The organism is Streptomyces sp. NPDC014894 (assembly GCF_043080985.1).
Lineage (GTDB): Bacteria > Actinomycetota > Actinomycetes > Streptomycetales > Streptomycetaceae > Streptomyces.
In genome coordinates this window covers 574,280-600,754 of record NZ_JBIBWD010000004.1, presented here as the reverse complement: position 1 = coordinate 600,754, position 26,475 = coordinate 574,280, and the positions used below count along the sequence as shown (strand labels likewise).

Sequence of the window (26,475 nt, the reverse complement as noted above, 5' to 3'; positions counted from 1 at the left end):
CGCTCGCCGGAGCACAGGAGGGGCGGCCGGGGCCCCCGGTGCGCCGCCTCACGCGGTCAGCTCCTGGTGCAGCGCCTCACGCAGCCGGGCGGCGCGCTCGGCCACCTCGGCGGGCCCCAGCTCCACCGCGCGGGCGCACCAGCGCTGCCCCTCGGTCAGCTCCCCGCGCCGCGCGGCCAGCAGCGCCAGCCGCAGCGCGGCCCGCCCGTGCCCCGCCCTGGCGGCCCGGCTCCACCACAGCGCGGCCTCGCGCTCATTGCCCTCGCGCGCCAGCAGCAGCCCGAGATTGAACGCGCCGTTGCGGCTGCCGGCCTCGGCCGCCTCCCGGTACCAGCGCGCCGCGTCCGTCATGTCGCCGCGGGCCGCCGCGAGCATCCCGACCCGGACCTGCGCCCGGCGGTGCCCCTGCTCGGCGGCCCGCTCGTACCACTCCTCGCACTCGGTCTTCTCCGCCATCGGCTCGCCGAGCACCGGCGGCCCCGGCGGCGGTTGACGCGCGTCGAGCAGCGTGGCGAGCCGGAAGGCGGCCTCCGCGCTGCCGCCCCCCGCGGCGCAGCGCAGATGGTGCTCCGCGCCGGGGTCGTCGCCGTCCCGCAGCCTGGCGATGCCCACCTGGAGCGCCGCCTCCGTATGACCGGCGGCCGCGGCCCGCTCGTACCAGACCAGGGCCGTACGGTCGTCGTCGCGGCCCGCGTGGAGGATGCCCAGGTTGAAGGCGGCGTCGACGCTGCCGGCCTCGGCGGCCTTGGAGAACCACGGCTCGGCGCCGATCGCGTCCCCGGCCTGGAGCAGGAGCACCGCCAGCGCGTTGGACGCCTCCCGGTGCCCGGTGTAGGCGGCCTGGCGGTACCACTGCTCGGCCTGCTGGACGCGGTCCTGTGAGGCGCAGAGCAGCCCGAGGTTGTACGCGCCGTTCACATCGCCCGCGGTCATGGCGGCGCGGTACCAGCGCTCGGCGGTCTGCTGCTGGCCTCGGGCGGCGTGCAGCGCGCCCAGGGCGTTGGCGGCGTTGCCGTCGCCCTCCTGGGCGGCGCGCAGCCACCAGATGGCGGCGCTCTCCTCGTCGCCCGCGTCGCGCAGCAGGAATCCGAGCGCGCAGGCGGCCCGGGTCTCGCCGTCCTTGGCGGCGGTGAGATACCAGCGACCGGCCTCCTTGAGGTCGCCGCGCCTCTCCAGGATGGCTCCGAGGTGCAGCGCGGCCCGCCGGTGGCCGCGCGCGGCGGCCTGCTGGTACCACTGGGCGGCCTCGTCGAGCGTGGAGAGCCTGAGCCGGGTCGCGGTGTCCGGCGGGACCGTCTCCGGCCCCGAGGGCGGCGCTGAGGGCCGTACGGGGCGCGAGATCGGCCCCGCGGCGCTCGCGGTGAGCGGGAGGCGGTCGACGACGCCGCGCGGGTCGCGGTCGGCGGCCGCTCCCGGGCGGCCCGCGCCGGAGCCGGCGCCCACTCTCCCCGGCCCGGTCTCGTCCGCCGCGCGCAGCTCCAGCGTGCGGGCGAGGCGGTACGCGGCCTCGCGGTGACCCTGCTCCGCGGCCGCGCGCAGCCAGCGCTCGGCGCCCGCGTCGCCGCGGTGCTCCAGCAGATCGGCGAGGGCGTACGCGCCGAGGGCGTGGCCCTGCTCGGCGGACTGGCGCAGCCAGTACTCGGCCGCGGGCTCGTCGCCCCGCTCGCGGAAGTGGCGTCCCAGGGCGTGCGCGGCGGCGGCGGAACCGGCGACGGCGGCGATCCGCCACCAGCCGGCCGCCTCTTCGGGGTAGCCGCGCTGGTGGAGCAGTACGCCGAGGTTGTTGGCGGCGGCGCGGTCGCCCTCGGCGGTGGCGGCGCGGAGGTAGGACTCGGCTCCGTCGAGATCGCCGCGGCGCAGCAGGAGCGCGCCGAGCATGCTCATCGAGGGGGTGTCGCCGGCGTCGGCGGCGCGGCGGTAGCGCTCTTCCGCCCCGGCGCTCTCCACCGTGTCGGCGATGATCTCGCCGGCCGCGTCGGCGTCATGGTCGGCGGCGTCCGTGTCGGCGCCCTTGCGCACAGCGGTGCCCGCGGCGCCGTTCGGAGCGGAGTCGATCCCGTCTGCCGCGTCCCTGGGATGCCGCTGCACAAACCGCCCTGTCTCCAACAGAGTTGCCCTGTCCCCCATATTTTCCATCGTCGCACCACCTGCAACCCGCTCACACCCGGTATACCGCAACCAGGAAGGTCACTTCAGCGTTTTGTCGACATGCCCACAGAGAGATAAGTCAAACGCCTACACCCTCAACTCATCGCGCCCCGCACCTGGTTCCCTCCGCCCTTACACGGGCACATACGTACGAAGAGGGCCCGGATCCTCAAAGGATCCGGGCCCTCTTCGATTTCAGTAGCGGGGACAGGATTTGAACCTGCGACCTCTGGGTTATGAGCCCAGCGAGCTACCGAGCTGCTCCACCCCGCGTCGTTGTGTTCACACACTATCACGATGCGGGATGTTGCCTGCTCAGCGCCGTGGTCTCGGCGCCTTCACCGGTCCCTCGCCCCGGCCCCCGTAAGGGCTAGGGCGATTTCGTCTCCGAGGGTTTCGGACTCTGCCGGCCCTCGGCGTCCTGGAGCCGCTGGAGCGCGGAGTCCAGATCCTCCTGGGCCCTGCCGTACGCTCCCCAGTCCTTCGGGTCCTTCGAGAGAGCCGCGTCGGCGTCCTGGTGAGCCTTGAGGACGTCGGCGATGGCCGTCTCCAGATCCGAGTCACCGGTGGCCGGCGGCTTGGTCGGCGGCGTCGTGGTGTCGTCGTCACCCGGCGGCGGCTCGGTGCTGCCCTTCTGTTCGAAGACCGCGTCCAGCGCCTCCGTCAGACTGTCCTTGAAGACCGGTTTCCCACCGCCGTAGGCGACGGCGACCTTCTTCAGCAGCGGATAGTTGGCGCTGCCGCCTCGGGCGTAGACCGGTTCGACGTAGAGGAAACCGCCGTCGAGGGGAACCGTCAGGAGGTTTCCGTACTCGATGTCCGAGTCCGTGCCCCTGAGGTCACGCACGAAGGTCGCGACCTCCGGCACACCATTCAGCTCGGACTGGACCTGGGACGGCCCCTGGACGGTCGAGGTGACTCTCAGCAGCCTTATCGAACCGTAGTCCTTGCTGTTGGCGTCGGCGTCGACCGCCATGAAGGCGCCCAGGTTGGGACGCCCGGCCGGCGTGAAGGTGGTCGTCAGCGAGAACTTCTGCTCCTTCTCGCCGGGCATCTTCAGGCTCAGGTAGTACGGCGGAACCGACTTGGTGTCCTTCTTGTTCGTCGGGTCGTCCGGCACCTGCCAGGCGTCACTGCCGCTGTAGAACTGCTCGGGCTCGGTCACGTGGTACCGGGTGAGCAGCTCACGCTGGACCTTGAACATGTCCTGCGGGTAGCGCAGGTGCGAGCGCAGCTCGTCGGAGATCTCGCTCTTGGCCTTGACCGTGCCCGGGAACGCCTTCATCCAGGTCTTCAGAACGGGGTCCTCGGTGTCCCACTGGTAGAGCTTCACCGAGCCGTCATAGGCGTCGACGGTGGCCTTGACCGAGTTCCGGATGTAGTTGACCTGGTTCTGCTGGGCGACGACCGCGCGCTGGTTGGTGGTCAGCGAGTCCGCGGTGGTGTCCCCCAGCGTCGTGCGCGAGGCGTAGGGGTACCCATTGCTCGTGGTGTAGGCGTCCACGATCCACTGGATACGGCCGTTCACCACGGCCGGGTAGGCGTCGCCGTCAATGGTCAGCCAGGGGGCCACGGCCTCCAGGCGCTCCTTGGGCGTGCGGTTGTAGAGAATCCGCGAGCCCTCGCCGACGGCGCCCGAGTACAGGATCTGCGGCTCGCCGAAGGCCACCGCGTACGCGGCGCGGTTCAGCGTGTTCGAGATGCTGACGCCGCTCTTGCCCTGGTAGCTGGTGTACTTCGTGGGCCCGGTGCTGGCCTCGTAGTCCAGCTCCTTCTGCGGACCGCCGACGATCGAGTACTGCTCGGTCTTCTCGCCGTAGTAGATCCGCTGCTCGTACTTCTTGTCCTTGTTGTCGTCGCTCAGCTGCCCGGACGTGGGCATTCCGGACTCGGTGAAGTCCGGGGAGCCGACGGTGCCCTCGGTGGGATCGGTGATCGCACTGGTGCCCTTGGCCGCGATCGCTCCGTAGCCGTGGGTGTAGGTGAAGTGATCGTTGATCCAGTTGCGCTTCGGGATGCCGGTGATGTCCAGCTCACGCAGACCGATGACGGTGTCCTGCGGCTTGCCGTCGGGGCCGGTGTACCGGTCGACGTCCAGCGTCTGCGGGAACTGGTAGTACTTCCGCTCCTGCTGAAGCTGCTGGAAGGCGGGCGAGACCACATTGGAGTCGACCACCCGATAGCTGGCCGCCGAGGTCGCCTCGTCGCGCTGCTGGGCCTTCCGGCCCGGGTCGCCCTTGCCCTCGTAGTCCTCGGGCTTGGCGCCGTCGATGCCGTACGCCTTGCGCGTGGCATCGATGTTCTTCTGGATGTACGGACTCTCCTTGGCCTGCTCATTCGGCTGGACCTGGAACTTCTGCACGATCGCCGGGTACAGGCCGCCGATGAGGATCGCCGACAGCACCATCAGACCGAAGCCGATCATCGGCAGCTGCCAGGTGCGCCGCCACAGCGTCGCGAAGAAGAGCAGGGCGCAGATGACGGCGATGCAGAAGAGGATCGTCTTCGCCGGCAGATAGGCGTTGGCGTCGACGTACCGCAGGCCCGTCCAGTTGCCGGTGGCCTTGAAGTCGCTGGACTTCACCGCCAGGCCGTACCGGTCCAGCCAGTACGCCACCGCCTTCAGCGAGACGAAGAGGCCGAGGAGCACCGACAGATGCCCGGTGGCCGCGCCCGTGGCGCGCGCGCCGGGGCTGGTGACGCGCAGCCCGCCGTACAGATAGTGGGTGAGCGCGGCGGCGATCAGCGAGAGCACGGCCGCGGCGAAGCCGAAGCCGAGCAGGAAGCGGTACCAGGGCAGATCGAACGCGTAGAACGCCACGTCCATCTTGAACTGCGGGTCCTTCTGGCCGAAGGACACCCCGTTGACCCACATCAGCCAGGTCCGCCACTGACCGGTGGCCGAGGCTCCGGCGATCAGCCCGACCAGAGCGGTGATCGCGAGGAGCACCCACTTCTTGTACGGGGCGATGCCCATCCGATAACGGTCCAGGCTCTGCTGCTCCAGCGACATCGCGCTCAGCGGCGGGCGCAGCCGGTGCGCGAGCCAGATGTTCACCCCGACGGCTGTCGCCATCAGCAGACCGAAGACGGCGAACAGGCCGATCTTGGTCCACAGGGTGGTGGTGAACACCGATGAGTATTGGACGGAGCGGTACCAGAGCCAGTCCGTCCAGAACCCGGCGAACATGACGAACGCCATGGCAAGGACGGCCAACACGCCCAAAGTCATCAGCAGGGTGCGGACACGCCGGGACGGCCGTCCCACTCTGATCCGTGGCCCGGTCGGGGGGCCTCCGCCGCGGTCCGGCATCTGGAAAGCCAACGTGCGCACCTCGAAGTTCGCGGTTGTGTAGATATTCGCGGTCTGTCAGACGGGCCCCGCGATCCTAGAGCCCCACTGATGCAACTTACCGAGGCTTTACCTAGTTCCCATCTCGGGGCCGGAAGGAGGCAGGATATTGGGCATGTCCAATGTTTCCCCTTCCACCCCCTCTTCCGGGGGCCCCGGCCAGACGCCGTCCGCGCCGGGCCCCATCGCCGCCAGCCCGCTCACCCGGGCCGTACTGGAGATCGACGAGTACGCCTCCGGCCTCGGCTGGGACCAGCCGGCCCGGCTCTTCGCGCTGGTCGACACCGCGAAGCTGCGCACCCAGGAGCCGGGCCTCGCGGCTCAGCTCGGACTCGACGGGGACGAGGCGGCCTCGCCGTTGACCCCGATCGAACAGGACGAGATCCCGCCGGGGACCGCCCTCGACGAGTTCCTCGGCCGTATCGCCTGGCCCGACGCGATCGTCGGCTGCGCGCTGACGGTGGAGCGCCACATGCTGCCCTCGTCCGCGGAGGCCTCGGTTCCCGAGGGTCTCGACGACGCCTCGCTGAGGAAGTGGGTGGCCGCCCACCCGGACCGCCAGGAGGTCCGGATGACGGTGGCGGTCCTCCGCGACGGAGCCCGTGAGTCGGCGCTGCGGCTGCGCGAGAAGGACTCTCCGAAGGAGGTTCTGACCGGATCCGACCTGGTGCCCGGGCTCGCGGACGCGCTGGCGGCGACGTTCGAGGGGTAGGGCCCCTCGGCCTGCGGGCCGGACGGCTGCGGTCGGGCCCGGGGGCCGGCCGCACGGCCGCGGCGTCGCGAGTGCTCCGGGGCCGGGGGCCTGGCCCCTCGGACGGGCCGGCCCTCGACTCCGGAGGCCGGGCTCCGGGCCCGCCGGCCCCGCCCGCCGTTCCCGGACGGGGCCGGCGGGCGGGGCCGGGTGGTGGGGTCCTTGTGGTGTGGGGCGGTGCGGTGGTGGGGTGCGGTCAGCCGGCGGAGCAGCTCGGCAGCTTCGCCGTGTCGCCCGAAGCGATCTTCTCCATGGACTTCGTCGCGTCGGCGATGTTGTCCACCTTCACCAGGGTGAGACCGTCGGGGATGTCCGAGGCCGCGGCCGCGCAGTTGTCGCTCGGGGTGAGGAAGTACTTCGCCCCGGCCTTCCGCGCCCCGACGAGCTTCATCTCGATCCCGCCGATCGGCCCGACCTCGCCCTCGTCGTCGATCGTGCCCGTACCGGCCACGAACTCGCCCCCGGTCAGACTGCCCGGGGTCAATTTGTCGACCAGTCCCAGAGCGAACATCAGACCGGCGCTCGGGCCGCCCACGTCCGCGAGATTGATGTCGATGGTGAACGGGAAGGTGTGATCGGTCCCGGCCTGGATGCCCACGATCGCCCGGTCGCCGGTCTCCGACTTCGCCGTGGTGATCGTGACCTTCTCGGTGGCGGTGGGCTGCTTGCCCGCCTTCTCGGCCGCCACGGCCTCCTTCGCCGGAACGATGGTGAAGACGACGTCCTCGCCGGGCTTGTGCCGGGTGACCAGCTTGGCCACATCGGCCGGCTCCTTGACCTGCGTGCCGTCCACGGCCCGGATCACGTCGCCCGCGTGGAGCTTGTTCTCGGCGGGGGTGTCCTTGACGACCGTGGAGACGATCGTCTGCGACCGCACCGGGATCTTCAGCTGCTCGAGCGCGGCCACTTTCGCGCTCTCCTGCGACTGGGTGAATTCCTCGGCGTTCTCCTGCGTCGACTGCTCCTCGGTCTTCCCGTCCGGGTAGAGCGTCTCGTGCGGTACGACGACATTGTCGTGAGCCAGCCAGCCGTATACCGTCTCGACCAGGTTCAGCCGGTACTCCGCGCCGGTGACCCGGACCGTCGTCATATTGAGATGGCCGGTCGTCGGGTAGGTCTTCCGCCCGGAGATCCGCAGAACCGGTTCGCCGCGGGCATTGCCCAGCGTGTTGACCGTCGGTCCGGGAGACATTTCCGAGTACGGCACGGGGATGAGCACCCCGGCACAGAGCAACGCGATGAAGATCAGGGTGGAGGCGAGCATCGTCGCGGTGCGGCGTGGCATGGAACGACAGTACGGGACATGACTGTCAATGCACTGTCCGGGCCGGTCCGTACGAGGGCCGCTCGAAGACGGCGTACGGAGGTCGGCGGGAGGGGCTGATCGTGGCGGTCGCCGCCGCTACTCGGCGGGGCGGTTTCCGGAGCCGGCTTTCTCCATCGCGTCGCGGAACCGCGCGTATCCGGCCAGCTCAGCCACGTCTCCGGTGGTCCGGTTCCGTGAGGCCCAGCCTCCCCATATCGCCGCACCGACAACAGCGAAAAGCGGAATCAACAACCAGGCGAGTGCTGCCATCGCGACCTCCCTACCCCATGAGTGAAACGCAACTGAGTGATCAGCAGATTAGCCATCTGCCAGTTCAACGCTCATGGCAGGGGGGCGGTTACGCAAATCGGGGCGCTTGGGTCCTCCAGGGGTTTCAGCGGCGCCCCGTCCCCCGAACGACGGCGTCCCGGGCCCGTCCGTAGGAGGGCCGTGCCCGTCACCCGACCACCACCCCTCAACGAGGCGCTACGCGCCCACCCACTCTTCTGTACCGTCCGAGAAGGTCTGGTGCTTCCAGATGGGGGCTTCGCGTTTGAGGTCGTCGATCAGCTGGCGGCAGGCCTCGAAGGCCTCGCCGCGGTGGGCGCAGGCGACGGCGACGACGACCGCGAGATCCCCGACCTTCAGATCCCCCACTCGGTGGACGGCGGCGAGCGCCCGGACCGGGAACTTCGCGGCGACGGCTTCGGCTATCCGGCGTATCTCGGCCTCGGCCGTCGGATGGCAGGAGTACCCCAGGGTGTCCACCCCTGCCCCGCCGTCGTGATTGCGCACGGTGCCGACGAAGAGCGCGGTGCCGCCCGCCGCGTCGTCCCCGACGGCCGCGAAGACCTCGTCGAGCGAGAGAGGGGTGTCACGGATCGCGAGCAGGCGAATGGGATCCCGCGCGCCCTGCTCACCAGGATGGTCGTACCTGTTGCCCATGTACTCATCGTGCCGTACGCCACTGACAGCGAGGAAAACCCGCAGGTCAGCCAGGTCTGCCCGCCGCCCGGGAGCCGGTGGCGGCGGTCGGCGCCGCCACCCGGGCCCCTACAGCCGCCGTCTCGCCTTGCGGGCCCGGCGCACCAGTGCCGCCGTGCCGAGCAGGGCCACCGTGGCTCCGGCCGCGCCCGCCGCCGTGGCGTCCTTGCGGCCGAGGCGGCGGCCCGCGAGAGTGTGCCGGCCCTCCACCTCTTCGAGGAGCGCGGCGAGCACCTCCTCATTGGTCCACCGCGGCCGCCAGCCCGCGTCGTGGAGACGGCTCACGCTCACCACCCAGGGGTGCATGGTGTACGCGAGGTCCCCCGCGGGAGACGGGGTGAGGCCGATGCGGTGGAGCCGGGCGGCGGCGCCGAGCGCCACGGCCGACGGCAGCTCCATCCGCCGGATCCCGCTCAGCTCCTCGACCTGCTCCTGTTCGAGCCAGCCGTCGCAGCCGACGGCCAGCTCTCCCTCGACCTTCTCCAGAGCGGCGTACTCCAGGGCGCTCACCAGGTCCTCGACGTGGCAGAACTGCCAGGCGGGACGCGATCCGGCGACGACGAGCAGGCGCGGTGACTCAAAGTAGCGGGTGAGGGCCGTATCCGTGCCCCCCACCAGGACCGTGGGCCGCACCACCGTCACATTGAGCCCGGGGTGGGCGCGCGGGGCCCGGCGGCCGAGGCGTTCGATCTCCAGGAGATCGCCCACGCCGGTGGCCTCCGCGGTGGCGCGCAGCTCGGCGTCCTCGGAGAGGGGGGTGTCGTTGTCGGGCAGCGCCCCGTAGACCATGGCCGAGGTGCACAGCACCACGCGGCGCACCCCGGCGGCGGCCGCGGCCGTCAGCACGGTCTGGGTGCCGCGTACGTTGTAGGCGGTGCGGGCGGCGGCGTCGGCCTCCAGGTCGAGATCGAGCGCGAGGTGCACGACCACGTCCACGCCGCGCAGTTTCTCGGCGATCGCCGGGTCGCGGACGTCGAGGATGTGCCAGAGCGCCTCGGAGACCTCGCCCCGGCGCTCGTCGATGGCGATGACCTGCTTGACCTCGTCGGACGCGGCCAGCTGTCGGGCGAGCAGTTCGCCGATGCCGGTGGCGGCGCCGGTGACCGCGACGACGGGCCCCCGGTTCGGGGACCCGTCGCCAATGGTCGGGGTTGAGCGGTTTCGCGCTCCGCGAACCTGCGGATCTGGGGAACTCACCAGGCGTCTCCAGCGGTTGTCTTCAGTACGTTAGCGAATGACGCGTACGTACCAGGTGGCGTCCATCCTGCCCCAGGCCACGAGTCGGCGGAGCACCGAGCCCGTATGCGGGTCCGGGTGTCTACGCTGGGAGTGTTGTCGGGCATTCGCCGCCGGCCCGGAGCCGGCGGCCCTACGAGCCGAGGAAACCCGTGAGTGACACCCCATTCGGATTCGGCCTTCCGCCGGAGGAGCCGGAGAACGGCGACGAAGGCAAGAAGAAGGATCCCGCCGGCGGTGGCCACGGCGCCGGCGGCCCCACCCCGGCGAATCCTTTCGGATTCGGCGGGGACGCCGGAGGAGACAATCCCTTCGCGGCCATGTTCGGTTCGCTGAACCCCAATGACCTGGGCGCCGCCTTCCAGCAGCTCGGCCAGATGCTGAGCTATGAGGGCGGCCCGGTGAACTGGGACATGGCCAAGCAGATCGCCCGCCAGACGGTCTCCCAGGGCACGGCGGACGGCACCAAGGACGAGAGCGTGGGTCCCGCCGAGCGCACCGCGGTCGAGGAGGCCCTGCGGCTGGCCGATCTCTGGCTGGACGGGGTGACCTCGCTGCCCTCCGGCGCGAGCACCGCCGTCGCGTGGAGCCGTGCCGAGTGGGTCGAGCAGACCCTGCCCGCGTGGCAGCAGCTCGCGGACCCGGTCGCGGAGCGGGTCGGCATGGCCATGGGCGGAGTGCTGCCCGAGGAGATGCAGGCCATGGCGGGGCCGCTGATCGGCATGATGCGTTCCATGGGCGGCGCGATGTTCGGCCAGCAGATCGGGCAGGCCGTGGGCGTGCTGGCGGGCGAGGTGGTCGGCTCGACCGACATCGGTCTGCCGCTCGGCCCGGCCGGCAAGGCCGCCCTCCTGCCGTTGAACATCGAGGCGCTCGGCAAGGACCTCGGAGTGTCGAAGGAGGAGGTCCGGCTCTATCTGGCGCTGCGCGAGGCCGCCCACCAGCGGCTTTTCGCCCATGTGCCGTGGCTGAGGTCACATCTCTTCGGCGCGGTCGAGGGGTACGCCCGGGGCATCGAGGTCGACACGACCAAGCTGGAGGATGTGGTCGGGCAGTTCGATCCCTCGCATCCCGAGCAGTTGCAGGAGGCTCTTCAGCAGGGCATGTTCCAGCCCGAGGACACCCCGCAGCAGAAGGCGGCGCTGGCGCGGCTGGAGACGGCGCTCGCGCTCGTCGAGGGCTGGGTGGACGCGGTGGTGCACGAGGCCGCCTCGACCCGGCTGACCTCGGCCGGAGCCCTGCGGGAGACGCTGCGCAGGCGGCGGGCGTCCGGCGGTCCCGCCGAGCAGACGTTCGCGACGCTGATCGGCCTCCAGCTGCGTCCGCGCAGGCTGCGGGACGCCTCGCGGCTGTGGGCCTCGCTCACCGACGCGCGTGGTGTGGACGGGCGGGACGCCCTCTGGGAGCACCCGGACATGCTGCCGACGGCGACCGACCTGGACGATCCGGACGGCTTCGTCCACCGTGAGCACCTCGACTTCTCCGAGCTGGACAAGATGCTCGGCGAGGCCGCCTCCAAGAATCCCGGCAGGGCTCGGGAGGGCGGTTCGGACTCCGCTTCCGGCGCGGACGGCGACGCCGAGAAGCCCGGCAAGGACGCCGAGGAAGACAAGGGCAACGAGGAAGACAAGGGCGACGAGGACGGCAGCGGCGGTTCCGGCCGGTGAGTCTGCACGACGACGCGGTCCTCACGCTCAAGGGCTATGACGACCAGGAGGAGCTGCGCGGTCTCTATCTGGATCATCTGGCCGCCCACCCCGACGGGGTGTGGAAGGCCTGTGAGGCCGGACATGTCACGGCCAGCGCGCTGGTGATCGACCCCGAGCGCGGGCAGGTGCTGCTGACCCTGCACAAGAAGCTGAAGATGTGGCTCCAGATGGGCGGCCACTGCGAGCCGGGCGATACGACGCTGGCGCGGGCCGCGCTCCGCGAGGCGACGGAGGAGTCCGGCGTCCCGGGGCTGACGCTGCTGCGGTCGGGGACCCCGGTCCGCCTGGACCGGCATCCGATCCCGGCGCCGTGCCACTGGCATCTGGACGTGCAGTACGCGGCGCTGGCCCCGGCCGGGTCGGTCGCGGCCATCAGCGACGAGTCGCTGGATCTGCGCTGGTTCGGCTATGACGAGGTGGCGGACGTCGCCGACGCCTCGGTCGTACGGCTTCTGGAGCGCACCCGCGCCCTGCTGTGACGGACGCGTGAGTCCTGAGGACGAATGAGCCCTGCGGGCGGCTGAGCGTCGCTTCCGGATGAGCCGGGCGGACGGACGAGCCGGGCGGACGGGGTAAGGGGCGGTCTCCTGGGAGGCCGCCCCTTACTCGTCGCTCACCGCCGTGTGGCCCGGGTCAGCTCCAGGCGTTGTTCTGGTTCCGGCCGTCATTGCCGAACTGGCCCCGCAGCCCCTCGCCGATCTGCGCGTTCTGCGGCGGCATGACCTCGCTGGGCTGCACCAGCGCGAAGCCCTGGCCGAGGAAGCTCAGCTCCCAGCCCTCTCCGGTGCTGCCGCGCCGCCGCACGATGCTGGACGAGTGCGTCTGGGCCTGCATCTGCACCCGCAGCGAGGTGGACCAGGCGACGATCGCGTCGGCGTCGACATTGACGTACTTCTCCGGAGTCACCGGCATCATCAGCGGCAGGCCGGAGGTCATCAGGGCGATCTTTCCCCGGCCGGTGACGCTGAGCTGGTACTTCCCGGATCCGGAGATCCCGTACTGGCTGTCCACCGCGATGGTCTCGGTGTGCAGCGTGGAGTCCAGCGCCAGGACGTAGTCGCTGTCGACCGTGATGCCCTCCTGGTCCACGTCCACGACATGGACGTACTGCGCGAGATTGGCGAAGTAGACGGTCCCCTGGCCGGAGCAGCGCATCAGCTCCAGCCCCTCGCCGGTCTTCGTCCGGCGCCGGCGGCGGTTGGCGGACTCGTACTCGCCGTCGAAGTCGATCAGTCCCTGGTAGGCGACCATCGCGCCCTTGCGGGCGAGAACGTCGTCGTGGCCGGTGAGCGAGACGCGGAGCAGCTGTGGATTCTGCACCGTGTACCGCTCCTGGGACTGCTGCTCCCCATGGTTGAAAAGTGGGCTCTGCATGGTGTTCTCGCTCCCCCTCAGCGCCGGATCCGCAGACGGTCGGTGCTGTCCTCGCTCGGCTGTACGACGACGATGCCCTGGCCCGAGAAGGCCATCTGGAACGCCTCGCCGCTGCCCCGCCCGATCAGGGAGGAGGCCTTGAAGCTGCGCTTGCCCTTGACCTTGAGCTGCGGCGACCAGGCGACCAGGGCGTCCGGGTCGACATAGGTCTCGTCCTCGCCCTTGCCGCACTCGACGACGATCGGGGTGCCGCGCGAGGTCAGGGCGACCCAGCCGGTGCCCGATATCTCCACGTTCCACAGGCCCTGGCCGGCGAGCTTGGCAAGGCCCTTGACCTTCTCGACGCCCCATTGGAGGTGGGCGTCGAAGGCGAGCACATTGGTGCCGTTGACCGATACGGAGTCGTTGTCGAGGTGGAGGACGATGACGTCCGCGCCGTAGTCGGCGAGGTAGAGGAGCCCGTCCCCGGAGCACTTCATGACGGGTGAGCCCTCGCCCGTGACCCACTGGGCGGCGGCCTGCCGGGCGGCGGGCGGGTTCGGCTCGTACTGGATGAAGCCCTCGTACGAGACGATCGAGCCGGTGCGTGCGTAGAGGTCCTGGCCGGAGGCCATGGCGACCTTGAGCATGGTGGCGCCGTGGTTCTCCATCCGGGCCGCGGCGGGGGTCGGGGCGTAGCCCGCGAGTTGCTGATTCATTCTTCGGGCTCCCTCAGACCTCGTACGGCTGGACGACGATGAAGTTGCCGGGCGCGCCCCGGAACTGGAGGTTGACCGTCTCCCCGCTGTGCCCGGGGTAGGCGTTGCGGCGCAGCCGGACCTGGCTGGAGAGGATCACCTGGGACGCGGACGACCAGGCGACGACCGCGTTGGCGTCGGCGAAGGTGGTCGGGGTGACCGGGAGGACGACGGGTGTGCCCCGGGTCTTGACGACGACCGTGCCGGTGCCGCTGAACTGCATGGTGAAGAGCGCGCCGCCGGGTATTCCATGGCCCTCGACGCGGCGGATCTCGTACTGGAGTTCCTCGTCGAAGGCGAGCACGTTCTCGGCGGAGACGCAGATGCCGTCGCCCTGCAGCTCGATGGGGTGGAGCTGGGCGGCGTCCTCGGCGAGGAAGACCTGGCCCCGGCCGGTGCAGCGCATCAGCTGCATCTCCTGGCCGGTGGCGTCGCCGACCCTGCGGCCGATGAAGCCCGCACTCTTGTGACTGAAGTCCACCTTGCCCTGGTACATCACCATAGTGCCCTGACGGGCGAGGAAGGCCGAGCCGCCCATGGCCAGCTCGACCCGCATGAGCTGCTGGTTCTGCGCGGTCCAGCGCCTGCCGGTCGGGGTCTCGCGATAGGGCTGAAGCGCGGCCTGCAGACCGGGCCCTGCGGTCGGGACCGTCTGCGGGAGGCCCTGCGGGACGCCGGGAGGCTGTCCGTACGGGGCCGGAGCGGGCTGTCCGTACTGCGCGGGAGCGCCCGGCGGGGTGGCCTGGGCGGGGAACTGCCCGGGCGACGGCGCCGAGGCCAGAGTCTGGCCGTACGAGGGCGGCGACGGCGGCTGCCCATGGACCGGAGGAGCGGGCGGCGCGGACGGCGGCGGCACCGCGCCGCCGGGCGGGGGCATCGGGGCCACGACGGTGGGCGCGTTGTACGCCGGAGTCGGAGCCGGAGCCGGAGGGGGTATCGGCGCGGCGGGCGCGCCGAAGGAGGGGGCGGGCTGGGGCGCCGACGGGGCGGCCGGAGCACCGAACGCGGGTACGGGCGAGGGCGGCGGCGCGAATCCGGGCACGGCGTCCTGCGCGGGCGGCTCGGCCGGCTGCTCCTCGGCGACCTCGCCGCCGAAGTTCCTCAGCAGGGCCTCCAGGCCGCCGTCGAAGCCCTGGCCGATGGCGGCGAAGCGCCACGCGTCCTTCAGATAGAAGTCGCCCAGCATCACCGCGCGCTCGGTGCTGAACTCCGAGCCGTTGAAGGGATAGCGGGCGACCTCCTCCCCGCCCGCGACCAGGCGGATGTAGCCGGGGCCGATCTGGGACATCTGGCCCGTGCCGTCGACGGTGGCGGTGAAGGAGAGCTTGTGGATGTGCGCCGGAACGCGGTCGAGCGTGACGCGGAAGGACTCGGTGTCACCGGCCTGGGCGCCCAGGAGCTGAATCGACTCCTCGGGCGACTTGGGCTGGTTGAAGAAGACGAAGTAGCGGTCGTCGGAAAGCTGCTCATTGGCGTCAAGGCCGAAACAGCTGATGTCGAAGCTCAGCCCCGGAGCCGAGATCTGGACACCCACGTACAGATCGGTTCCCGGCGTGAGATCACTGATCCTGGCCTTGTGGCCGCGTTGGAATTCCCTGGCCATACGTAACGACCGTCCCCCATCCCTGAATACGAATGCGTCGCGACAGGCTAACCGTTGACGGCTACATCGAGCCAAGTTCGGTCCGCGCTGGGACACATTCGATACAAGGCGATCAGGGGAAGAGCGTGCTGGCGGAACGCGGCACGAACCTTCCGCCGGGCCGAAATCCCCCGGTCATACCCGGTCCGGCTCACCGCCGCGCGACTCGTGCCCGGAGGTCTCTCCTCCGGCCCGGTCGACGGCGCCGGCCCGGTCGAATCCGCCGGTCCCGTCATCTCCGCCGTCTCCGTCGCCTCCGCCGTCTCCGTGCCGATCGCTCCCGCCCGGTCCGTCGTCCGGTCCGTCGTCCGGCGCGGACGGATGGCGCAGCCGGTCGGCGGCCACGATGCCCTCCAGATATCCGCGGGCCCGTTCGGTCCGCGGATACGCCTCCAGAAGCCGCCAGAACCGGGGGCCGTGACCGGGTACGAGCAGATGCGCCAGCTCATGGACGAGCACATAGTCCACGACGTACTCGGGCATGCCCTGGAGGCGGTGCGAGAGGCGGATGCTGCCCTCGGTCGGGGTGCAGGAACCCCAGCGGGTGTTCTGATTCGTCACCCATCTCACGGACGCCGGCCGGGCCGTGCCGTCGAAGTACTGGTCGGAGAGACGCTCCGCGCGCTCGGCCAGCTCACGGTCCCCGAGGGTGCGTCTGCTCTCCTGGGCGGCCAGTTTGTCGAGCATGACATCGACCCAGCGCTGCTCCTCCGCCTCGGACATCCTGGCGGGGATCAGGACGATGGTGCGATCGCCCTCCCGGTAGGCGGAGACCGTTCGGCGGCGGCGCGCGCTTCTGCGGACTTCGACCGCGCTCGTCCGCGATCCGCGGGACGGACGGGGCGGAGTCTCCCCGGCGACACGGGAGGAAGGGTCGACTGACACGCCCCGACGTTACCCGCTGACCACGGGGGAAGTCCCGCCCCCGGAAGGGTTCACACATGATCCACTTCAATGACTGCGCCATTTGAACGACTAATACACCGGGCCTGTGGACAACTTTTCCCGGGCGTCGGCGCGGGCGGGCATTCTGACAACGGTTCCACAACGGATCTACGGGGAGATCCGCGCACGTTCTTCTGTACACGTACGAACGGGGGAAGCGGAAATGCATCCGATGCTGAAACCCGCCCTGCGACGGGCCTGGCGGGAACGGCAGAGCGTCCAGTTCGGGGTGACGCCCGCGCACGCGGTGACGGTCGGCCCGGTCGACACCACCACGGGCGCGCTGATCGAGCTGCTCGACGGGACGCGCGGCCTGCCGCTGCTGCGGCAGGAGGGCCGGGCGATGGGCCTGCCCGACGGACATGTCGACGCCCTGGTGCGGCGGCTCGCGGCGGCGGGGCTGCTGGACGATCCGACGGCGGGCGGACCGGCCGTCGACGCGCTGCGCGGAAGAGCGGGCGGCGGCGACCGGCTCCGCCCCGACCTGGCGGCGCTCTCGGTGGTCCATCCGGAGCCGGGCGAGCCGCTCCGGCGGCTGGCGGCCCGGCGGGCGACACGGGTCCGGGTCTCGGGCGCGGGCCGGGTGGGCGCCTCGGTCGCGGCGCTGCTGTCGGCCGCCGGGGTGGGGCGGGTCGAGGTGCTGGACGGCGGCTGCGCCGAGCCCTGGGACGTGGCCCCCGGCGGGCTGCCGGAAGAAGCGGTCGGCGAGCGGCGGGAAGCGGCGGCCCGGCGGCTGGTGCGCCGGGCCGCGCCGATACCGCCGCCGCGCTCGGCCGGCGCGGGGGCCGGAGGTGCGGCGGGCGGCCGAGGCGCTGCGGCGGGACGGCCGGGCGGGGCGCGGGCCGGTGTGCCGGGCGGGGGCGGTGAGCCCGGTATCTCGCTGGTGGTCGTCTGCCCCCGCGACGGACTCGCGGCCTACGCGCCCGATCCCGTGACGGCCGCGGAGTGGATCACCACCGGCACCCCTCATCTGTACGCGGGAGTCATCGAGGCCACGGGGATGGTGGGCCCGCTGGTGCTGCCCGGCGGCACCGGATGCGCGGGATGTCTGGAGCTGCGCCGGGCCGAGGAGGATCCGGGATGGCCGAGACTGCTGGCCCAGTGGCGTTCGGGCGGTCGCCGGACTCCCGTCCCGGCCTGTGACATCGCTCTCGCCACGGCGGTCGCGGGCACGGCGGCGGCCCATGCGCTGTCCTTCCTCGACGGGGAGCTGCCGACCAGTGCGGGAGCCCGCTGGGAGACCTCGCTGCCCTTGCTGGACTGGCGGTCGGAGCGGATCGCGCCGCATCCGCGCTGCGCCTGTGGCTCCTCGGGGAAAAGTGAGGGGCACGACACCGAGGGCTTCGGCCCTCCGCACGAGACAATGGCCGGGTGACCGCCGTCAACGGGCGGGCGCCGTACGGCATACGCGGCACGGTCGGCTGGGATTTGGAGGGGCACTATGTCTGATCTTCCCCGGAAAGCGGTCACCCGGACCGCCAAATTGGCCGCACTGCCACTGGGGTTCGCCGGCCGCGCCACCTGGGGGCTGGGCAAGAGGATCGGGGGGAAGTCGGCGGAGATCGTCGCCCGCGAGCTTCAGCAGCGCACCGCCGATCAGCTCTTCAAGGTACTCGGCGAGCTGAAGGGGGGCGCGATGAAGTTCGGACAGGCGATGTCGGTCTTCGAGTCCGCCCTCCCGGAGGATGTCGCGGGCCCCTACCGGGCGGCGCTCACCAAGCTCCAGGACGCCGCGCCCCCGATGCCGACGCGCACGGTTCACGCCGTGATGGCCGAACGGCTGGGAGAGGAGTGGCGGGAGCTCTTCCTGAGTTTCGAGGACAAGCCCTCGGCGGCGGCCTCCATCGGGCAGGTGCACCGGGCGGTGTGGCAGGACGGCCGTGAGGTGGCGGTGAAGCTCCAGTACCCCGGGGCGGGCGAGGCGCTGCTCTCCGATCTGACCCAGCTGAGCCGGTTCGCCAAGCTGCTGGGGCCGCTGATCCCGGGCATGGACATCAAGCCGCTGATCAACGAGCTGCGGGACCGGGTGTCGGAGGAGCTGGACTACGGACTGGAGGCCGAGTCCCAGCGGGAGCACGCGGCGGAGTTCGCCGACGATCCCGATGTGCTGGTGCCGGATGTGGTGTTCCAGTCCGACCAGGTGCTGGTGACGGAGTGGATCGACGGCATCCCGCTGGCCGAGGTGATCTCCGAGGGCACCGAGGAGCAGCGGAACCGAGCGGGTCAGCTGCTGGCCCGCTTCCTCTTCTCGGGACCCGCCCGTACGGGGCTGCTGCACGCGGACCCGCACCCGGGCAATTTCCGGCTGCTCCCGGAGGGGGGCGGCGAGGGCTGGCGGCTCGGCGTGCTGGACTTCGGCACGGTGGACCGGCTGCCCGGCGGGCTGCCTCAGCCCATCGGCGACTGTCTGCGGATGACGCTGGAGGGCCAGGCGGACGCGGTGTACGAGCTGCTGTGCGAGGAGGGCTTCGTCAAGGAGGAGATAGAGCTCGACCCTGACGCGGTGCTGGAGTATCTGCTGCCGATCATCGAGCCGGCGGAGGCCGAGGAGTTCACCTTCACCCGCAGCTGGATGCGGACCCAGGCCGCCCGGATCGCCGACATCCGCTCCCCCGCGCACCAGCTGGGCAAGCAGCTCAATCTGCCGCCCGCCTATCTGCTGATACACCGTGTGACGTTGAGCACGATCGGAGTGCTCTGTCAGCTGAACGCCACGGTGCGGATGCGGGACGAGCTGGAGGCGTGGGTGCCCGGGTTCCTGCCCGAGTACGAGCCGGAGGAGACACCCGAGCCGGTGCAGGACGCCCGGGAGGCGGCAGCCGGGGAGGGCACGGCGGACCCGGTGGACCTGACGGACCCGGAGGACCTGGCGGACGAGGCGAGCGCGGCGGGCGCTGCGGACCCGGTGGACGAGGCAGGAACGGCGAGCGCGGCGGGCGCTGCGGACCCGGTGGACCCGACGGGCGCGGGAGCGCTCAAGGACGCCGGGGCCCCCGAGGACACAGAAGGCGCCGGGGCCGCGAAGGACGCCGGTGATCCGGACGGCTCGGCGGCGGTCGGGACTCGGGCCTAGCCCGTTCGGGACCGGAGCAGCGGCCCGGCGGGCCGGCCGTACGACCAGCGGGCAGCGGCCCGGCGGGGCTGCCGCACCTCCGGCGGCGGTCCGTCGGCCGGCCGTGCCGCCAGCGGGCGGCCCCGCCCGGCGGGGCGGGGAGGCAGGGCGGCGGGGCGGGGCCCGGCGGGGACGCCTCACCACCAGGCGGAGTCGAGCCTGCTCTCGATGGCGCGGAGATTGGCCCGGGCGCAGGCGTCGCAGAAGTAGTGACGGGTGTGGTTCTCGACGGAGCAGGTCCAGGTGGGCGGGGTCCCCTCCGCGACCTCGCCGCAGTGGGAACACACGGTGGTCTCGGCGCCCGGCTCGGCCGGGCGCGGAGTCTGCTGCTGGTCCACCCGGTGACGATAACCCCCCGCGGGGCCGGGCCGGGGGACAACGCACCGCGGGGACCGGTCCGTTCGGACCGGCCCCCGCGGGGTGTGGCGAGCGTCAGTTCATGACGGCCATGGCGAGTGCGCGGCGGGCGCGCAGGGAAACGCGCTCGGCGCGGCGCTGCATGCGCCGGGCGGTGACCAGGCGCACGGCCCGGCGTTCCGCGTCGGCTTCACGCAGGCGCTCGTGCATATGCGCACGAGCGAGCGCTTCTGGGATGAGTTGCATCTCACGGGTCCTGTTCTGACGCGAGGCGTTCGCGCCGGTGGTGGTGACGACTGGGGTGGCGGAGCCACGGGGCTCGCTCGCGGAAGTGGGCATGGGGGCCTGCTGCTTCTTGGGATCGTGCGTGAGGGGGCGGTCGATGGTCCCGATGACGTTCATGCCGAGACCGGGTTCTTGCGCGGACGGCCACGCGGCCGCTTCCGGGCGACGACGACACCCTGGACGAACAGCTCTCCGCCCCAGACGCCCCACGGCTCACGACGCTCCTTGGCGCCCGCGAGGCATGCCTCCATCAGCGGGCAGGTGCGGCAGAGGGACTTGGCGTACTCCACGTCCGCGGGCGACTCGGCGAAGAAGACCTCCGGGTCGTACGAGCGGCAGGGGACGGGTACGCCGAGGTTCTCGATGGCGTCGTCGAGCGCGGTGAGCGCGGTGAGAGGGGCGAGCGGGGTCAAGGCGGGGTCCTCCGTGAGAGCGGGCGGCGGGAAGGTCTCGGAATGCGGTACGGACGGGGCGTGCGCTTCGAGTTGCACGGTGGTGTCGTTCCTCGTCTGGTCGGTCCGGCCGGTCGGCCGGTTGCTGGTCCCCCGGTCGAGCCGGAGGGCTGGTACCGGGTGCTGCTGTCCCGAGGCCCCTTCGCTCCGCTCTCCCTGGTTCGGGGAAAACAGAAGGGCCGCGGATCCCGAGTGGGGTTCCGCGGCCCTGAAGGCGCCGGCCTGATCGAATCAGGCTGGATCGCTCCAGGGTTCGAGCCCACGGAAGGCCCACTTCGAGTGGTGCTGCTGCTGCGTCTGCTTCAGGTGTCCGGCACTGGCCGCCGCAAAGGCATAGGTCCTGGCCTCTGCCGCTGCTGCTCCTGCTTCCAGTGCCTCGGTCGGTCGCTCATTGCCGGTCCGGACGGGAAGCCCGCCCAGAGGCAGCAGGGACATCTCGGCCGGGAAGCCGGACACACCGGTGCCGTTGAACGAAGCGGAGAAGCCGAGCGAGCAGGCGGAGGCGACGATCGAGCGATCGGCCACACGGATCGGGTTGCTGAAGCTTGAGTTGATCTTGATCACTAGACTCGCCTCCTCTCGGCGTCTCGGGACCGGCCGGGGCCGGTCGCTGCTATTCGGATAAGTACAACACGAGGACAGGGCTTCAGAGAAGCCGCTGTTTCCCGTGGTTAAGAACCTATGGGGATCCTCGGGGCGGGCGCAAACTATTTTCCCGACGAGTTTCGCTCAGTCTTCGTCCTCGGCCGCCGCGGGCCCTTCCTCCAGCTCCTGACCTGTGCAGATGGCGAGCACATCAGCCCCGAAACGCTCCAGCTTGCGGCCTCCGACGCCGGAGATGCGGGACAGCTCGCCCTCGTCCTCCGGGACGGCCTCGGCGATGGCCATCAGCGTCTTGTCGGTGAAGACGCAGTACGCCGGCTGGCCCAGCTCCTTCGCCTGGTCGGAGCGCCAGTCCCGAAGACGCTCGTACAGCGCCTCGTCCATGTCGGAGGGGCAGCCCTCGCAGCGCATCAGCTTCATCTCGCCGGCGTCGGTGAGCGTGGTGCCGCAGACCCGGCAGAGCACCGGCCCGCGCCGCTTGCGGCGGCCGCCCGAGCGGTCGGCCCCGCCCGCCGCGCCGGAGCCCCGGGCGGTGGCGGCGGAGCCCGGCCGCATCCCGTTCAGGAAGCGGGTGGGGCGGCGGGAGGCGCGGCCCCCCGGGGAGCGGGAGAGCGCCCAGGACAGACAGAGGTGGAACCGGGCGCGGGTGACGCCCACGTACAGCAGCCGGCGCTCCTCCTCGACCTGCTCGTCGGTTTTGGCATAGGTGATCGGCATCATGCCCTCGGTGAGCCCGACGAGGAAGACCGCGTCCCACTCAAGGCCCTTCGCCGCGTGCAGGGAGGCGAGGGTGACGCCCTGGACGGTGGGCGCGTGCTGGGCGGCGGCGCGCTCGTCCAGCTCGGTCACCAGATCGGCGAGGGAAGCCCCGGGCCTGACCCGGACGAAGTCCTCCGCGAGACGCACCAGCGAGGCCAGGGACTCCCAGCGGTCGCGCACCGCTCCCGAGCCGGCGGGCGGCTCACTCGTCCAGCCCTTGGTGGAGAGCACCGCGCGGACCTGGGAGGGAAGGTCCTCGGCGTCGTCGAGCAGGGAGTCGTTGGACCCGGCGCGGGCGGCCCCGCGCAGCGCGACGCCCGCCTCCCGCACCTCCTGGCGCTCGAAGAACCGCTCGGCGCCGCGCAGCTGATAGGGGACTCCGGCGTCGGCGAGGGCCTGCTCGTAGACCTCCGACTGGGCGTTGATCCGGTAGAGCACGGCGATCTCTCCGGCGGGCACGCCCGCGTCGATCAGATCGCGGATCCGGCGGGCGGTGCCCTCGGCCTCGGCGGGCTCGTCCGCGTACTCCTCGTAGGCGGGCTCGGGGCCGGGGTCGCGCTGGGAGATCAGCTCGAGCCGGTGCTCGGCGGCGCGGCCGCGGGCCTGGTTCAGCAGGCCGTTGGCCAGCTGGACGACCTGGGGGGTGGAGCGGTAGTCACGGACCAGTTTGACCATGGTCGCGGAGGGGTGGCGGGTGCGGAAGTTCAGCAGATGGTCGGGGGTGGCCCCGGTGAAGGAGTAGATCGTCTGGCTGGCGTCTCCGACGACGCAGAGGCTGTCGCGCTCCCCGAGCCACAGATCGAGCAGCCGCTGCTGGAGGGGGCTGACGTCCTGGTACTCGTCCACGACGAAGTGCTGGTACTGGCGGCGGATCTGGTCGGCGATGTCCTGCCGGTCCTGGAGGATGCCGACCGTGAGCAGCAGAACGTCCTCGAAGTCAATCACCGCGCGATCGCGCTTGAGCTGCTCGTACATCGCATAGATCTGGCTGATTTCCGCCGGATCGCGGGGGGCGTCGCGGAGGGACTTGGCGACCGCGGCCGGATAGTCGGCGGGCACGGTCTGGGTGACCTTGGCCCATTCGATCTCACTGGTCACATCGCGCAGTTCATTGCGGTCGAGCCGGATCCGGCAGCGGGCCGCGGACTCGGCGACCAGCTGGATCTTGCGCTCCAGCAGCCGGGGCAGATCCCCACCGACGACTTTCGGCCAGAAGTACTGAAGCTGGCGCAGGGCGGCGGAGTGGAAGGTCCGCGCCTGGACGCCGCCCGCGCCGAGCTGGCGCAGCCGCCCTCTCATCTCGCCCGCGGCCCGGTTGGTGAAGGTGACGGCCAGCACGCTGGCGGGCTGGAGTATGCCCGCGCGCACGCCGTAGGCGATCCGGTGGGTGATCGCGCGCGTCTTTCCGGTGCCGGCTCCGGCCAGCACGCAGACGGGACCGTGCAGGGCGGTCGCGACTTCGCGCTGCTCGGGGTCGAGCCCGTCGAGCACCGCGTCCGCCGACTCGGGGACCTGCGGGAAAAGCGAGGAGTGCGTTGCTGCTGTCACCCCGCCATGCTGCCAGGTCCAGGGGGGCGGATGCGGCGGTTGTCCACAGCGGGACGTATCCGGTCGTATCAAATGCCCGGTCCGGGCCGTCGACGGCCGGCCGCCAGGAGCCCCGCCCGGCGGTCCCCGGGGCGAGAGTCCGCACGTCACCCCCGGCGGACGGTCCGGGACCCGGGCCGACGGGAATGGCCGGAGGCCCCCGTATGTTTTATGCCGTGCGCGGACGCGCCGCATACAAGGGCGGCCCCGCGCTCAGCGAGGCGAGCCGATCGAAGGAGCCGGAAGACGATGTCGGGCACTGTGACGATGTACAGCACCACCTGGTGCGGATACTGCCGTCGGCTGAAGAGCCAGATGGAGCGCGAGGGCATCGCGTACACCGAGATCAACATCGAGCAGGACCCGGAGTCCGCGGCGTTCGTGGAGAAGGCCAACGGCGGCAACCAGACCGTGCCGACCGTCCTGGTGATTCCCCCCGGCGGCGGCGCGGACATCGTGATGACGAATCCGAGCCTCGCCCAGGTCAAGCAGGCGCTGAGCGCCTGACGCCCGCCGGTCGCCCGGCCGCCGCGGAGGCGGTCCGGGCGACCGGTGCGCCGACCCGCACCGGCCCCGCACCCGCCGACCCCGGCCGGGCCCGGCCGGAATGCCGGACCGGGCCGCCGGAGCCCGGCGGGGCCGCCAGGGCCCGGCCACCGTGCCCGCGCCCGGCGACCGCGCCCGGCAGCGGTGCCCGGCAGCGGTGCCCGGCGACGGCGTCAGAGCAGGCTGCCCGGGCGCGGCAGCGGCTCGCCGTACCAGAGTTCGATCAGTCGGGCCGCGATCGAGATGCCGTAGGGAGGCAGCACCTCCCCGGACTCGAACGCGGCCCGCAGGTCGTCCCGGGAGAACCAGCGCGCCTCGTGCAGCTCCTCGCCGTCCACAGTGATCTTGGACGAGGTGGCCCGGGCGGTGAAGCCGAGCATCAGGCTGGAGGGGAAGGGCCAGGGCTGGCTGGCGATGTACTCGACCTCCCCGACCGTCACCCCCGCCTCCTCCCGCACCTCGCGCCGCACGGTCTCCTCGATGGCCTCGCCGGGCTCCACGAAGCCCGCGAGCGTCGAGAAGCGGCCCTCCGGCCAGTGCACCTGGCGGCCCAGCAGCGCCCGGTCGTCCTCGTCCGTGACCAGCATGATCACAGCGGGGTCGGTCCGCGGATAGTGCTCGGCGCCGCACGCCTGGCAGCGGCGGACATGGCCCGCCGCGGCGATCACCGTGCGCTCGCCGCACCGGGAGCAGAAGCGGTGCAGCCGCTGCCAGTTCTCCAGCGCCACCGCGTGGACCAGCAGTCCGGCGTCGCGCGGGGAGAGCAGCAGCCCCGCCTCCCGCAGCCCGGCCGGGCGGGCGGACTGGTCCATCCGGCCCGGCAGGCTGTCCTTCTGGAGCGCGAAGTAGCGCACCCCGTTCTCGTCGGTGCCCAGGAAGTAGCGGTGGGTCTCGGTGACAGGGGCCTCGAAGGCCGGGGTCATGACCAGCTCGGTGCGGCCGTCAGGCGTGTCGTCGATCAGCGCCTGACCTCCGCAGACCACGAAGACCCTGGTCGTGGGGTGGCTCCAGGCGGCCGCGAGCCAGGCCTCGTCCAGCCGGTGATGCGCCTCGCGGTCGATCCCGCTGGGCGCGGTCAGGCTGACGGGCGGTGCGGTGAGGCCGGTGGCGCGGTCTGCGGTGACATGGCCGTTGGTACTCACGTACTTCCAACTCCCCCGGTGGATCGGGTCGACATCAGGCGGATCGGCGAAGGGCGACGGCGAGGTCCTCCCAGAGATGGGCGGCGGTCTCCACGCCCTTGAGCAGCAGATCCACCTCGACCTTCTCGTTGGGCGCGTGCCAGCCGTCGGACGGCACGGAAATGCCGAGGAACAGTACGGGAGCGCCCAGGACGTCCTGGAGGTCGGCGGCCGGCCCGGAGCCGCCCTCGCGGGTGAAGAGGATCTTCTGTCCGTCGAAGGCGCGGCTCATGGCCCGGACGACCGACTGGAGCGCGGGGTGGTCGAGCGGCGTCAGACAGGGGCGGGTGGAGGCGCCGAACGTGAGGTCGTAACGGATGCCGGCGGGGACCCGCTGGGCGATCCACTGGCTCACGGCGACCTCGATGACATCCGGGTCCTGCCCCGCGACCAGGCGGAACGAGAGCTTCAGCATCGCCGACGAGGGGATGATCGTCTTGCCGCCGGGGCCCTGATAGCCGCCGCCGATGCCGTTCACCTCGGCCGTGGGGCGGGCCCAGATCCGCTCCAGGGTGGAGTAGCCGCTCTCGCCGAGCGTGCCGTGCGACCTCGCCGTGGCCAGCCAGACGTCCTCGTCGAAGGGCAGCTCGGCGAAGAGCGCGCGCTCGGCGTCGGTCAGCGGGACGATTCCGTCGTAGAAGCCGGGGATGGCGACCCGCTCGTCGGCGTCGTGCAGCGCGGCCACCAGCCGGGCGGCGACCGTGGCCGGATTGGGCACCGCGCCGCCGAAGGAACCGGAGTGGATGTCCTGGTCGGGGCCGTACAGCTCGATCTCGCAGTCCGCGAGCCCGCGCATGCCGGTGCAGACGGTGGGGGTGGTCTCGGACCACATGCCGGTGTCCGAGACGATCACGACGTCGGTCGCCAGACGCTCCGCGTTCGCCTCCACCAGGGCGCGGAAGTGGGTCGAACCCGACTCCTCCTCGCCCTCGATCAGCAGCTTCAGACCGACGGCGGGGGCGGTGCGCCCGGTGGCGGCGAGATGCGCCCGCACCCCGAGGGTGTGGAAGAAGACCTGCCCCTTGTCGTCGGCCGCGCCGCGGGCGTGGAGCCTGCCGTCGTCGGTGAGGACCGGCTCGAAGGGATCGGTGTGCCAGCCGTCCTCACGGGCGGCGGGCTGGACGTCGTGGTGGCCGTAGACGAGCACGGTGGGCGCGTCCGGGTCGTCGGCGGGCCATTCGGCGAACACGGCGGGCGCACCGGCCGTCGGCCAGACCTCGGCGACCGGGAATCCGGTCTCCCGGAGCTTGGCCGCCAGCCAGTCGGCACTGCGCACGACGTCCGCCGCGTGCTCGGGCCGGCCCGAGACGGAGGGGATACGGAGCCATTCCGCGAGGTCTTCGAGGAAGGCGGCGCGGTGCTGCTGGACATGACTGCGGACGGCGCTGTCCGGGGTGTCGCTCATGAGT

General features: G+C 71.5%; 22 protein-coding genes, 1 tRNA gene and 1 pseudogene. 6 read left to right on the top strand and 18 right to left on the bottom strand.

Features of this window, described 5'->3' with window-relative positions:
- Positions 1–48 precede the first annotated feature (48 nt).
- The 3 genes from ACF089_RS13505 to ACF089_RS13495 all read right to left on the bottom strand — a co-directional run bounded on the left by ACF089_RS13505 (position 49) and on the right by ACF089_RS13495 (position 5,461).
- Positions 49–2,136, bottom strand: coding sequence for a tetratricopeptide repeat protein (locus ACF089_RS13505; protein WP_392025633.1), 2,088 nt, complete (start codon positions 2,134–2,136; stop codon positions 49–51).
- A gap of 211 nt (positions 2,137–2,347) precedes the next feature.
- Positions 2,348–2,421, bottom strand: a tRNA-Met gene (locus tag ACF089_RS13500).
- 97 nt (positions 2,422–2,518) lie between these two features.
- A complete protein-coding gene (locus ACF089_RS13495; RefSeq protein WP_392025744.1) occupies positions 2,519–5,461 on the bottom strand; it encodes a UPF0182 family protein in 2,943 nt (980 codons plus the stop codon).
- Positions 5,462–5,615: 154 nt separating this feature from the next.
- Between ACF089_RS13495 and ACF089_RS13490 the strand changes: the two genes are divergently transcribed.
- A complete protein-coding gene (locus tag ACF089_RS13490; RefSeq protein ID WP_392025632.1) occupies positions 5,616–6,212 on the top strand; it encodes a PPA1309 family protein in 597 nt (198 codons plus the stop codon).
- A gap of 235 nt (positions 6,213–6,447) precedes the next feature.
- On the opposite strand, the gene ACF089_RS13485 is transcribed toward ACF089_RS13490, so the two are convergent.
- The 4 genes from ACF089_RS13485 to ACF089_RS13470 form a co-directional block, all read right to left on the bottom strand.
- The gene (locus ACF089_RS13485) at positions 6,448–7,536 is read right to left on the bottom strand and encodes a PDZ domain-containing protein (RefSeq protein ID WP_392025630.1); all 1,089 of its coding nucleotides are present in this window, start codon (positions 7,534–7,536) and stop codon (positions 6,448–6,450) included.
- A gap of 117 nt (positions 7,537–7,653) precedes the next feature.
- On the bottom strand, positions 7,654–7,827 hold the full coding sequence (locus ACF089_RS13480) for a hypothetical protein (protein WP_392025628.1): 174 nt from the start codon (positions 7,825–7,827) through the stop codon (positions 7,654–7,656).
- A 216-nt stretch (positions 7,828–8,043) separates the two neighbouring features.
- Positions 8,044–8,502: a molybdenum cofactor biosynthesis protein MoaE gene (locus tag ACF089_RS13475; RefSeq protein ID WP_392025627.1), complete on the bottom strand. Its 459-nt coding sequence runs from the start codon at positions 8,500–8,502 to the stop codon at positions 8,044–8,046.
- 108 nt (positions 8,503–8,610) lie between these two features.
- Positions 8,611–9,738 carry an SDR family oxidoreductase gene (locus ACF089_RS13470; RefSeq protein ID WP_392025625.1) on the bottom strand — a complete coding sequence of 376 codons (1,128 nt, stop codon included), beginning with the start codon at positions 9,736–9,738 and terminating at the stop codon, positions 8,611–8,613.
- A gap of 191 nt (positions 9,739–9,929) precedes the next feature.
- Here ACF089_RS13470 and ACF089_RS13465 point away from each other — a divergent pair, with 191 nt between their 5' ends.
- The gene (locus ACF089_RS13465) at positions 9,930–11,444 is read left to right on the top strand and encodes a zinc-dependent metalloprotease (RefSeq protein ID WP_392025624.1); all 1,515 of its coding nucleotides are present in this window, start codon (positions 9,930–9,932) and stop codon (positions 11,442–11,444) included.
- A complete protein-coding gene (locus tag ACF089_RS13460) occupies positions 11,441–11,965 on the top strand; it encodes an NUDIX hydrolase (protein ID WP_392025622.1) in 525 nt (174 codons plus the stop codon). The genes ACF089_RS13465 and ACF089_RS13460 overlap by 4 nt, the downstream gene beginning before the upstream one ends.
- 154 nt (positions 11,966–12,119) lie before the next feature.
- Here ACF089_RS13460 and ACF089_RS13455 read toward each other — a convergent pair whose 3' ends face one another.
- The 4 genes and pseudogenes from ACF089_RS13455 to ACF089_RS13440 form a co-directional block, all read right to left on the bottom strand.
- Positions 12,120–12,860, bottom strand: coding sequence for an AIM24 family protein (locus tag ACF089_RS13455; protein ID WP_392025620.1), 741 nt, complete (start codon positions 12,858–12,860; stop codon positions 12,120–12,122).
- Between the two features lie 17 nt (positions 12,861–12,877).
- Positions 12,878–13,558: an AIM24 family protein gene (locus tag ACF089_RS13450; RefSeq protein WP_392025619.1), complete on the bottom strand. Its 681-nt coding sequence runs from the start codon at positions 13,556–13,558 to the stop codon at positions 12,878–12,880.
- A 13-nt stretch (positions 13,559–13,571) separates the two neighbouring features.
- On the bottom strand, positions 13,572–15,200 hold the full coding sequence (locus ACF089_RS13445; protein WP_392025617.1) for a TerD family protein: 1,629 nt from the start codon (positions 15,198–15,200) through the stop codon (positions 13,572–13,574).
- A 342-nt stretch (positions 15,201–15,542) separates the two neighbouring features.
- Positions 15,543–16,124: pseudogene (locus ACF089_RS13440) on the bottom strand (M48 family metallopeptidase); the annotation flags it as partial.
- Between the two features lie 223 nt (positions 16,125–16,347).
- Between ACF089_RS13440 and ACF089_RS13435 the strand changes: the two are divergent.
- Together ACF089_RS13435 and ACF089_RS13430 are read left to right on the top strand one after the other, a co-directional pair.
- Positions 16,348–17,559 (top strand): TOMM precursor leader peptide-binding protein, encoded by a 1,212-nt coding sequence (locus tag ACF089_RS13435; RefSeq protein ID WP_392025616.1) that lies wholly within the window; start codon positions 16,348–16,350, stop codon positions 17,557–17,559.
- A gap of 66 nt (positions 17,560–17,625) precedes the next feature.
- Positions 17,626–19,257, top strand: a complete 1,632-nt coding sequence (locus tag ACF089_RS13430; protein ID WP_392025614.1) for an ABC1 kinase family protein — start codon at positions 17,626–17,628, stop codon at positions 19,255–19,257.
- A 176-nt stretch (positions 19,258–19,433) separates the two neighbouring features.
- On the opposite strand, the gene ACF089_RS13425 is transcribed toward ACF089_RS13430, so the two are convergent.
- The 5 genes from ACF089_RS13425 to ACF089_RS13405 all read right to left on the bottom strand — a co-directional run bounded on the left by ACF089_RS13425 (position 19,434) and on the right by ACF089_RS13405 (position 23,300).
- On the bottom strand, positions 19,434–19,634 hold the full coding sequence (locus ACF089_RS13425; RefSeq protein ID WP_392025612.1) for a hypothetical protein: 201 nt from the start codon (positions 19,632–19,634) through the stop codon (positions 19,434–19,436).
- 94 nt (positions 19,635–19,728) lie between these two features.
- Positions 19,729–20,055 (bottom strand): hypothetical protein, encoded by a 327-nt coding sequence (locus tag ACF089_RS13420; protein WP_392025610.1) that lies wholly within the window; start codon positions 20,053–20,055, stop codon positions 19,729–19,731.
- Positions 20,052–20,429 (bottom strand): WhiB family transcriptional regulator, encoded by a 378-nt coding sequence (locus tag ACF089_RS13415; RefSeq protein ID WP_392025608.1) that lies wholly within the window; start codon positions 20,427–20,429, stop codon positions 20,052–20,054. The genes ACF089_RS13420 and ACF089_RS13415 overlap by 4 nt, the downstream gene beginning before the upstream one ends.
- Before the next feature lie 192 nt (positions 20,430–20,621).
- Complete coding sequence (locus ACF089_RS13410; RefSeq protein ID WP_392025607.1) at positions 20,622–20,954, bottom strand: hypothetical protein; 333 nt, start codon at positions 20,952–20,954, stop codon at positions 20,622–20,624.
- Positions 20,955–21,119: 165 nt separating this feature from the next.
- The gene (locus tag ACF089_RS13405; RefSeq protein WP_392025606.1) at positions 21,120–23,300 is read right to left on the bottom strand and encodes an ATP-dependent DNA helicase UvrD2; all 2,181 of its coding nucleotides are present in this window, start codon (positions 23,298–23,300) and stop codon (positions 21,120–21,122) included.
- 288 nt (positions 23,301–23,588) lie between these two features.
- Between ACF089_RS13405 and ACF089_RS13400 the strand changes: the two genes are divergently transcribed.
- Positions 23,589–23,846 carry a glutaredoxin domain-containing protein gene (locus tag ACF089_RS13400; RefSeq protein ID WP_392025604.1) on the top strand — a complete coding sequence of 86 codons (258 nt, stop codon included), beginning with the start codon at positions 23,589–23,591 and terminating at the stop codon, positions 23,844–23,846.
- Between the two features lie 212 nt (positions 23,847–24,058).
- Here the strand turns inward: ACF089_RS13400 and nudC are convergent, their stop codons facing one another.
- Both nudC and ACF089_RS13390 read right to left on the bottom strand, forming a co-directional pair.
- Positions 24,059–25,027: an NAD(+) diphosphatase gene (gene nudC, locus ACF089_RS13395; RefSeq protein ID WP_392025602.1), complete on the bottom strand. Its 969-nt coding sequence runs from the start codon at positions 25,025–25,027 to the stop codon at positions 24,059–24,061.
- A 34-nt stretch (positions 25,028–25,061) separates the two neighbouring features.
- On the bottom strand, positions 25,062–26,471 hold the full coding sequence (locus ACF089_RS13390) for a dipeptidase (protein WP_392025600.1): 1,410 nt from the start codon (positions 26,469–26,471) through the stop codon (positions 25,062–25,064).
- Between the last annotated feature and the right edge of the window lie 4 nt (positions 26,472–26,475).

What these genes read in the sequence shown, in the direction of transcription:
- ACF089_RS13455 (WP_392025620.1), bottom strand. Translation starts at nt 12,860, where the DNA reads ATGCAGAGCCCACTTTTCAACCATGGGGAGCAGCAGTCCCAGGAGCGG.
- ACF089_RS13390 (WP_392025600.1), bottom strand. Translation starts at nt 26,471, where the DNA reads ATGAGCGACACCCCGGACAGCGCCGTCCGCAGTCATGTCCAGCAGCAC.
- ACF089_RS13475 (WP_392025627.1), bottom strand. Translation starts at nt 8,502, where the DNA reads ATGGGCAACAGGTACGACCATCCTGGTGAGCAGGGCGCGCGGGATCCC.
- ACF089_RS13430 (WP_392025614.1), top strand. Translation starts at nt 17,626, where the DNA reads ATGTCTGATCTTCCCCGGAAAGCGGTCACCCGGACCGCCAAATTGGCC.
- ACF089_RS13490 (WP_392025632.1), top strand. Translation starts at nt 5,616, where the DNA reads ATGTCCAATGTTTCCCCTTCCACCCCCTCTTCCGGGGGCCCCGGCCAG.
- ACF089_RS13435 (WP_392025616.1), top strand. Translation starts at nt 16,348, where the DNA reads ATGCATCCGATGCTGAAACCCGCCCTGCGACGGGCCTGGCGGGAACGG.
- ACF089_RS13505 (WP_392025633.1), bottom strand. Translation starts at nt 2,136, where the DNA reads ATGGAAAATATGGGGGACAGGGCAACTCTGTTGGAGACAGGGCGGTTT.
- ACF089_RS13450 (WP_392025619.1), bottom strand. Translation starts at nt 13,558, where the DNA reads ATGAATCAGCAACTCGCGGGCTACGCCCCGACCCCCGCCGCGGCCCGG.
- ACF089_RS13420 (WP_392025610.1), bottom strand. Translation starts at nt 20,055, where the DNA reads ATGAACGTCATCGGGACCATCGACCGCCCCCTCACGCACGATCCCAAG.
- ACF089_RS13445 (WP_392025617.1), bottom strand. Translation starts at nt 15,200, where the DNA reads ATGGCCAGGGAATTCCAACGCGGCCACAAGGCCAGGATCAGTGATCTC.
- ACF089_RS13400 (WP_392025604.1), top strand. Translation starts at nt 23,589, where the DNA reads ATGTCGGGCACTGTGACGATGTACAGCACCACCTGGTGCGGATACTGC.
- ACF089_RS13480 (WP_392025628.1), bottom strand. Translation starts at nt 7,827, where the DNA reads ATGGCAGCACTCGCCTGGTTGTTGATTCCGCTTTTCGCTGTTGTCGGT.
- ACF089_RS13495 (WP_392025744.1), bottom strand. Translation starts at nt 5,461, where the DNA reads ATGCCGGACCGCGGCGGAGGCCCCCCGACCGGGCCACGGATCAGAGTG.
- ACF089_RS13485 (WP_392025630.1), bottom strand. Translation starts at nt 7,536, where the DNA reads ATGCCACGCCGCACCGCGACGATGCTCGCCTCCACCCTGATCTTCATC.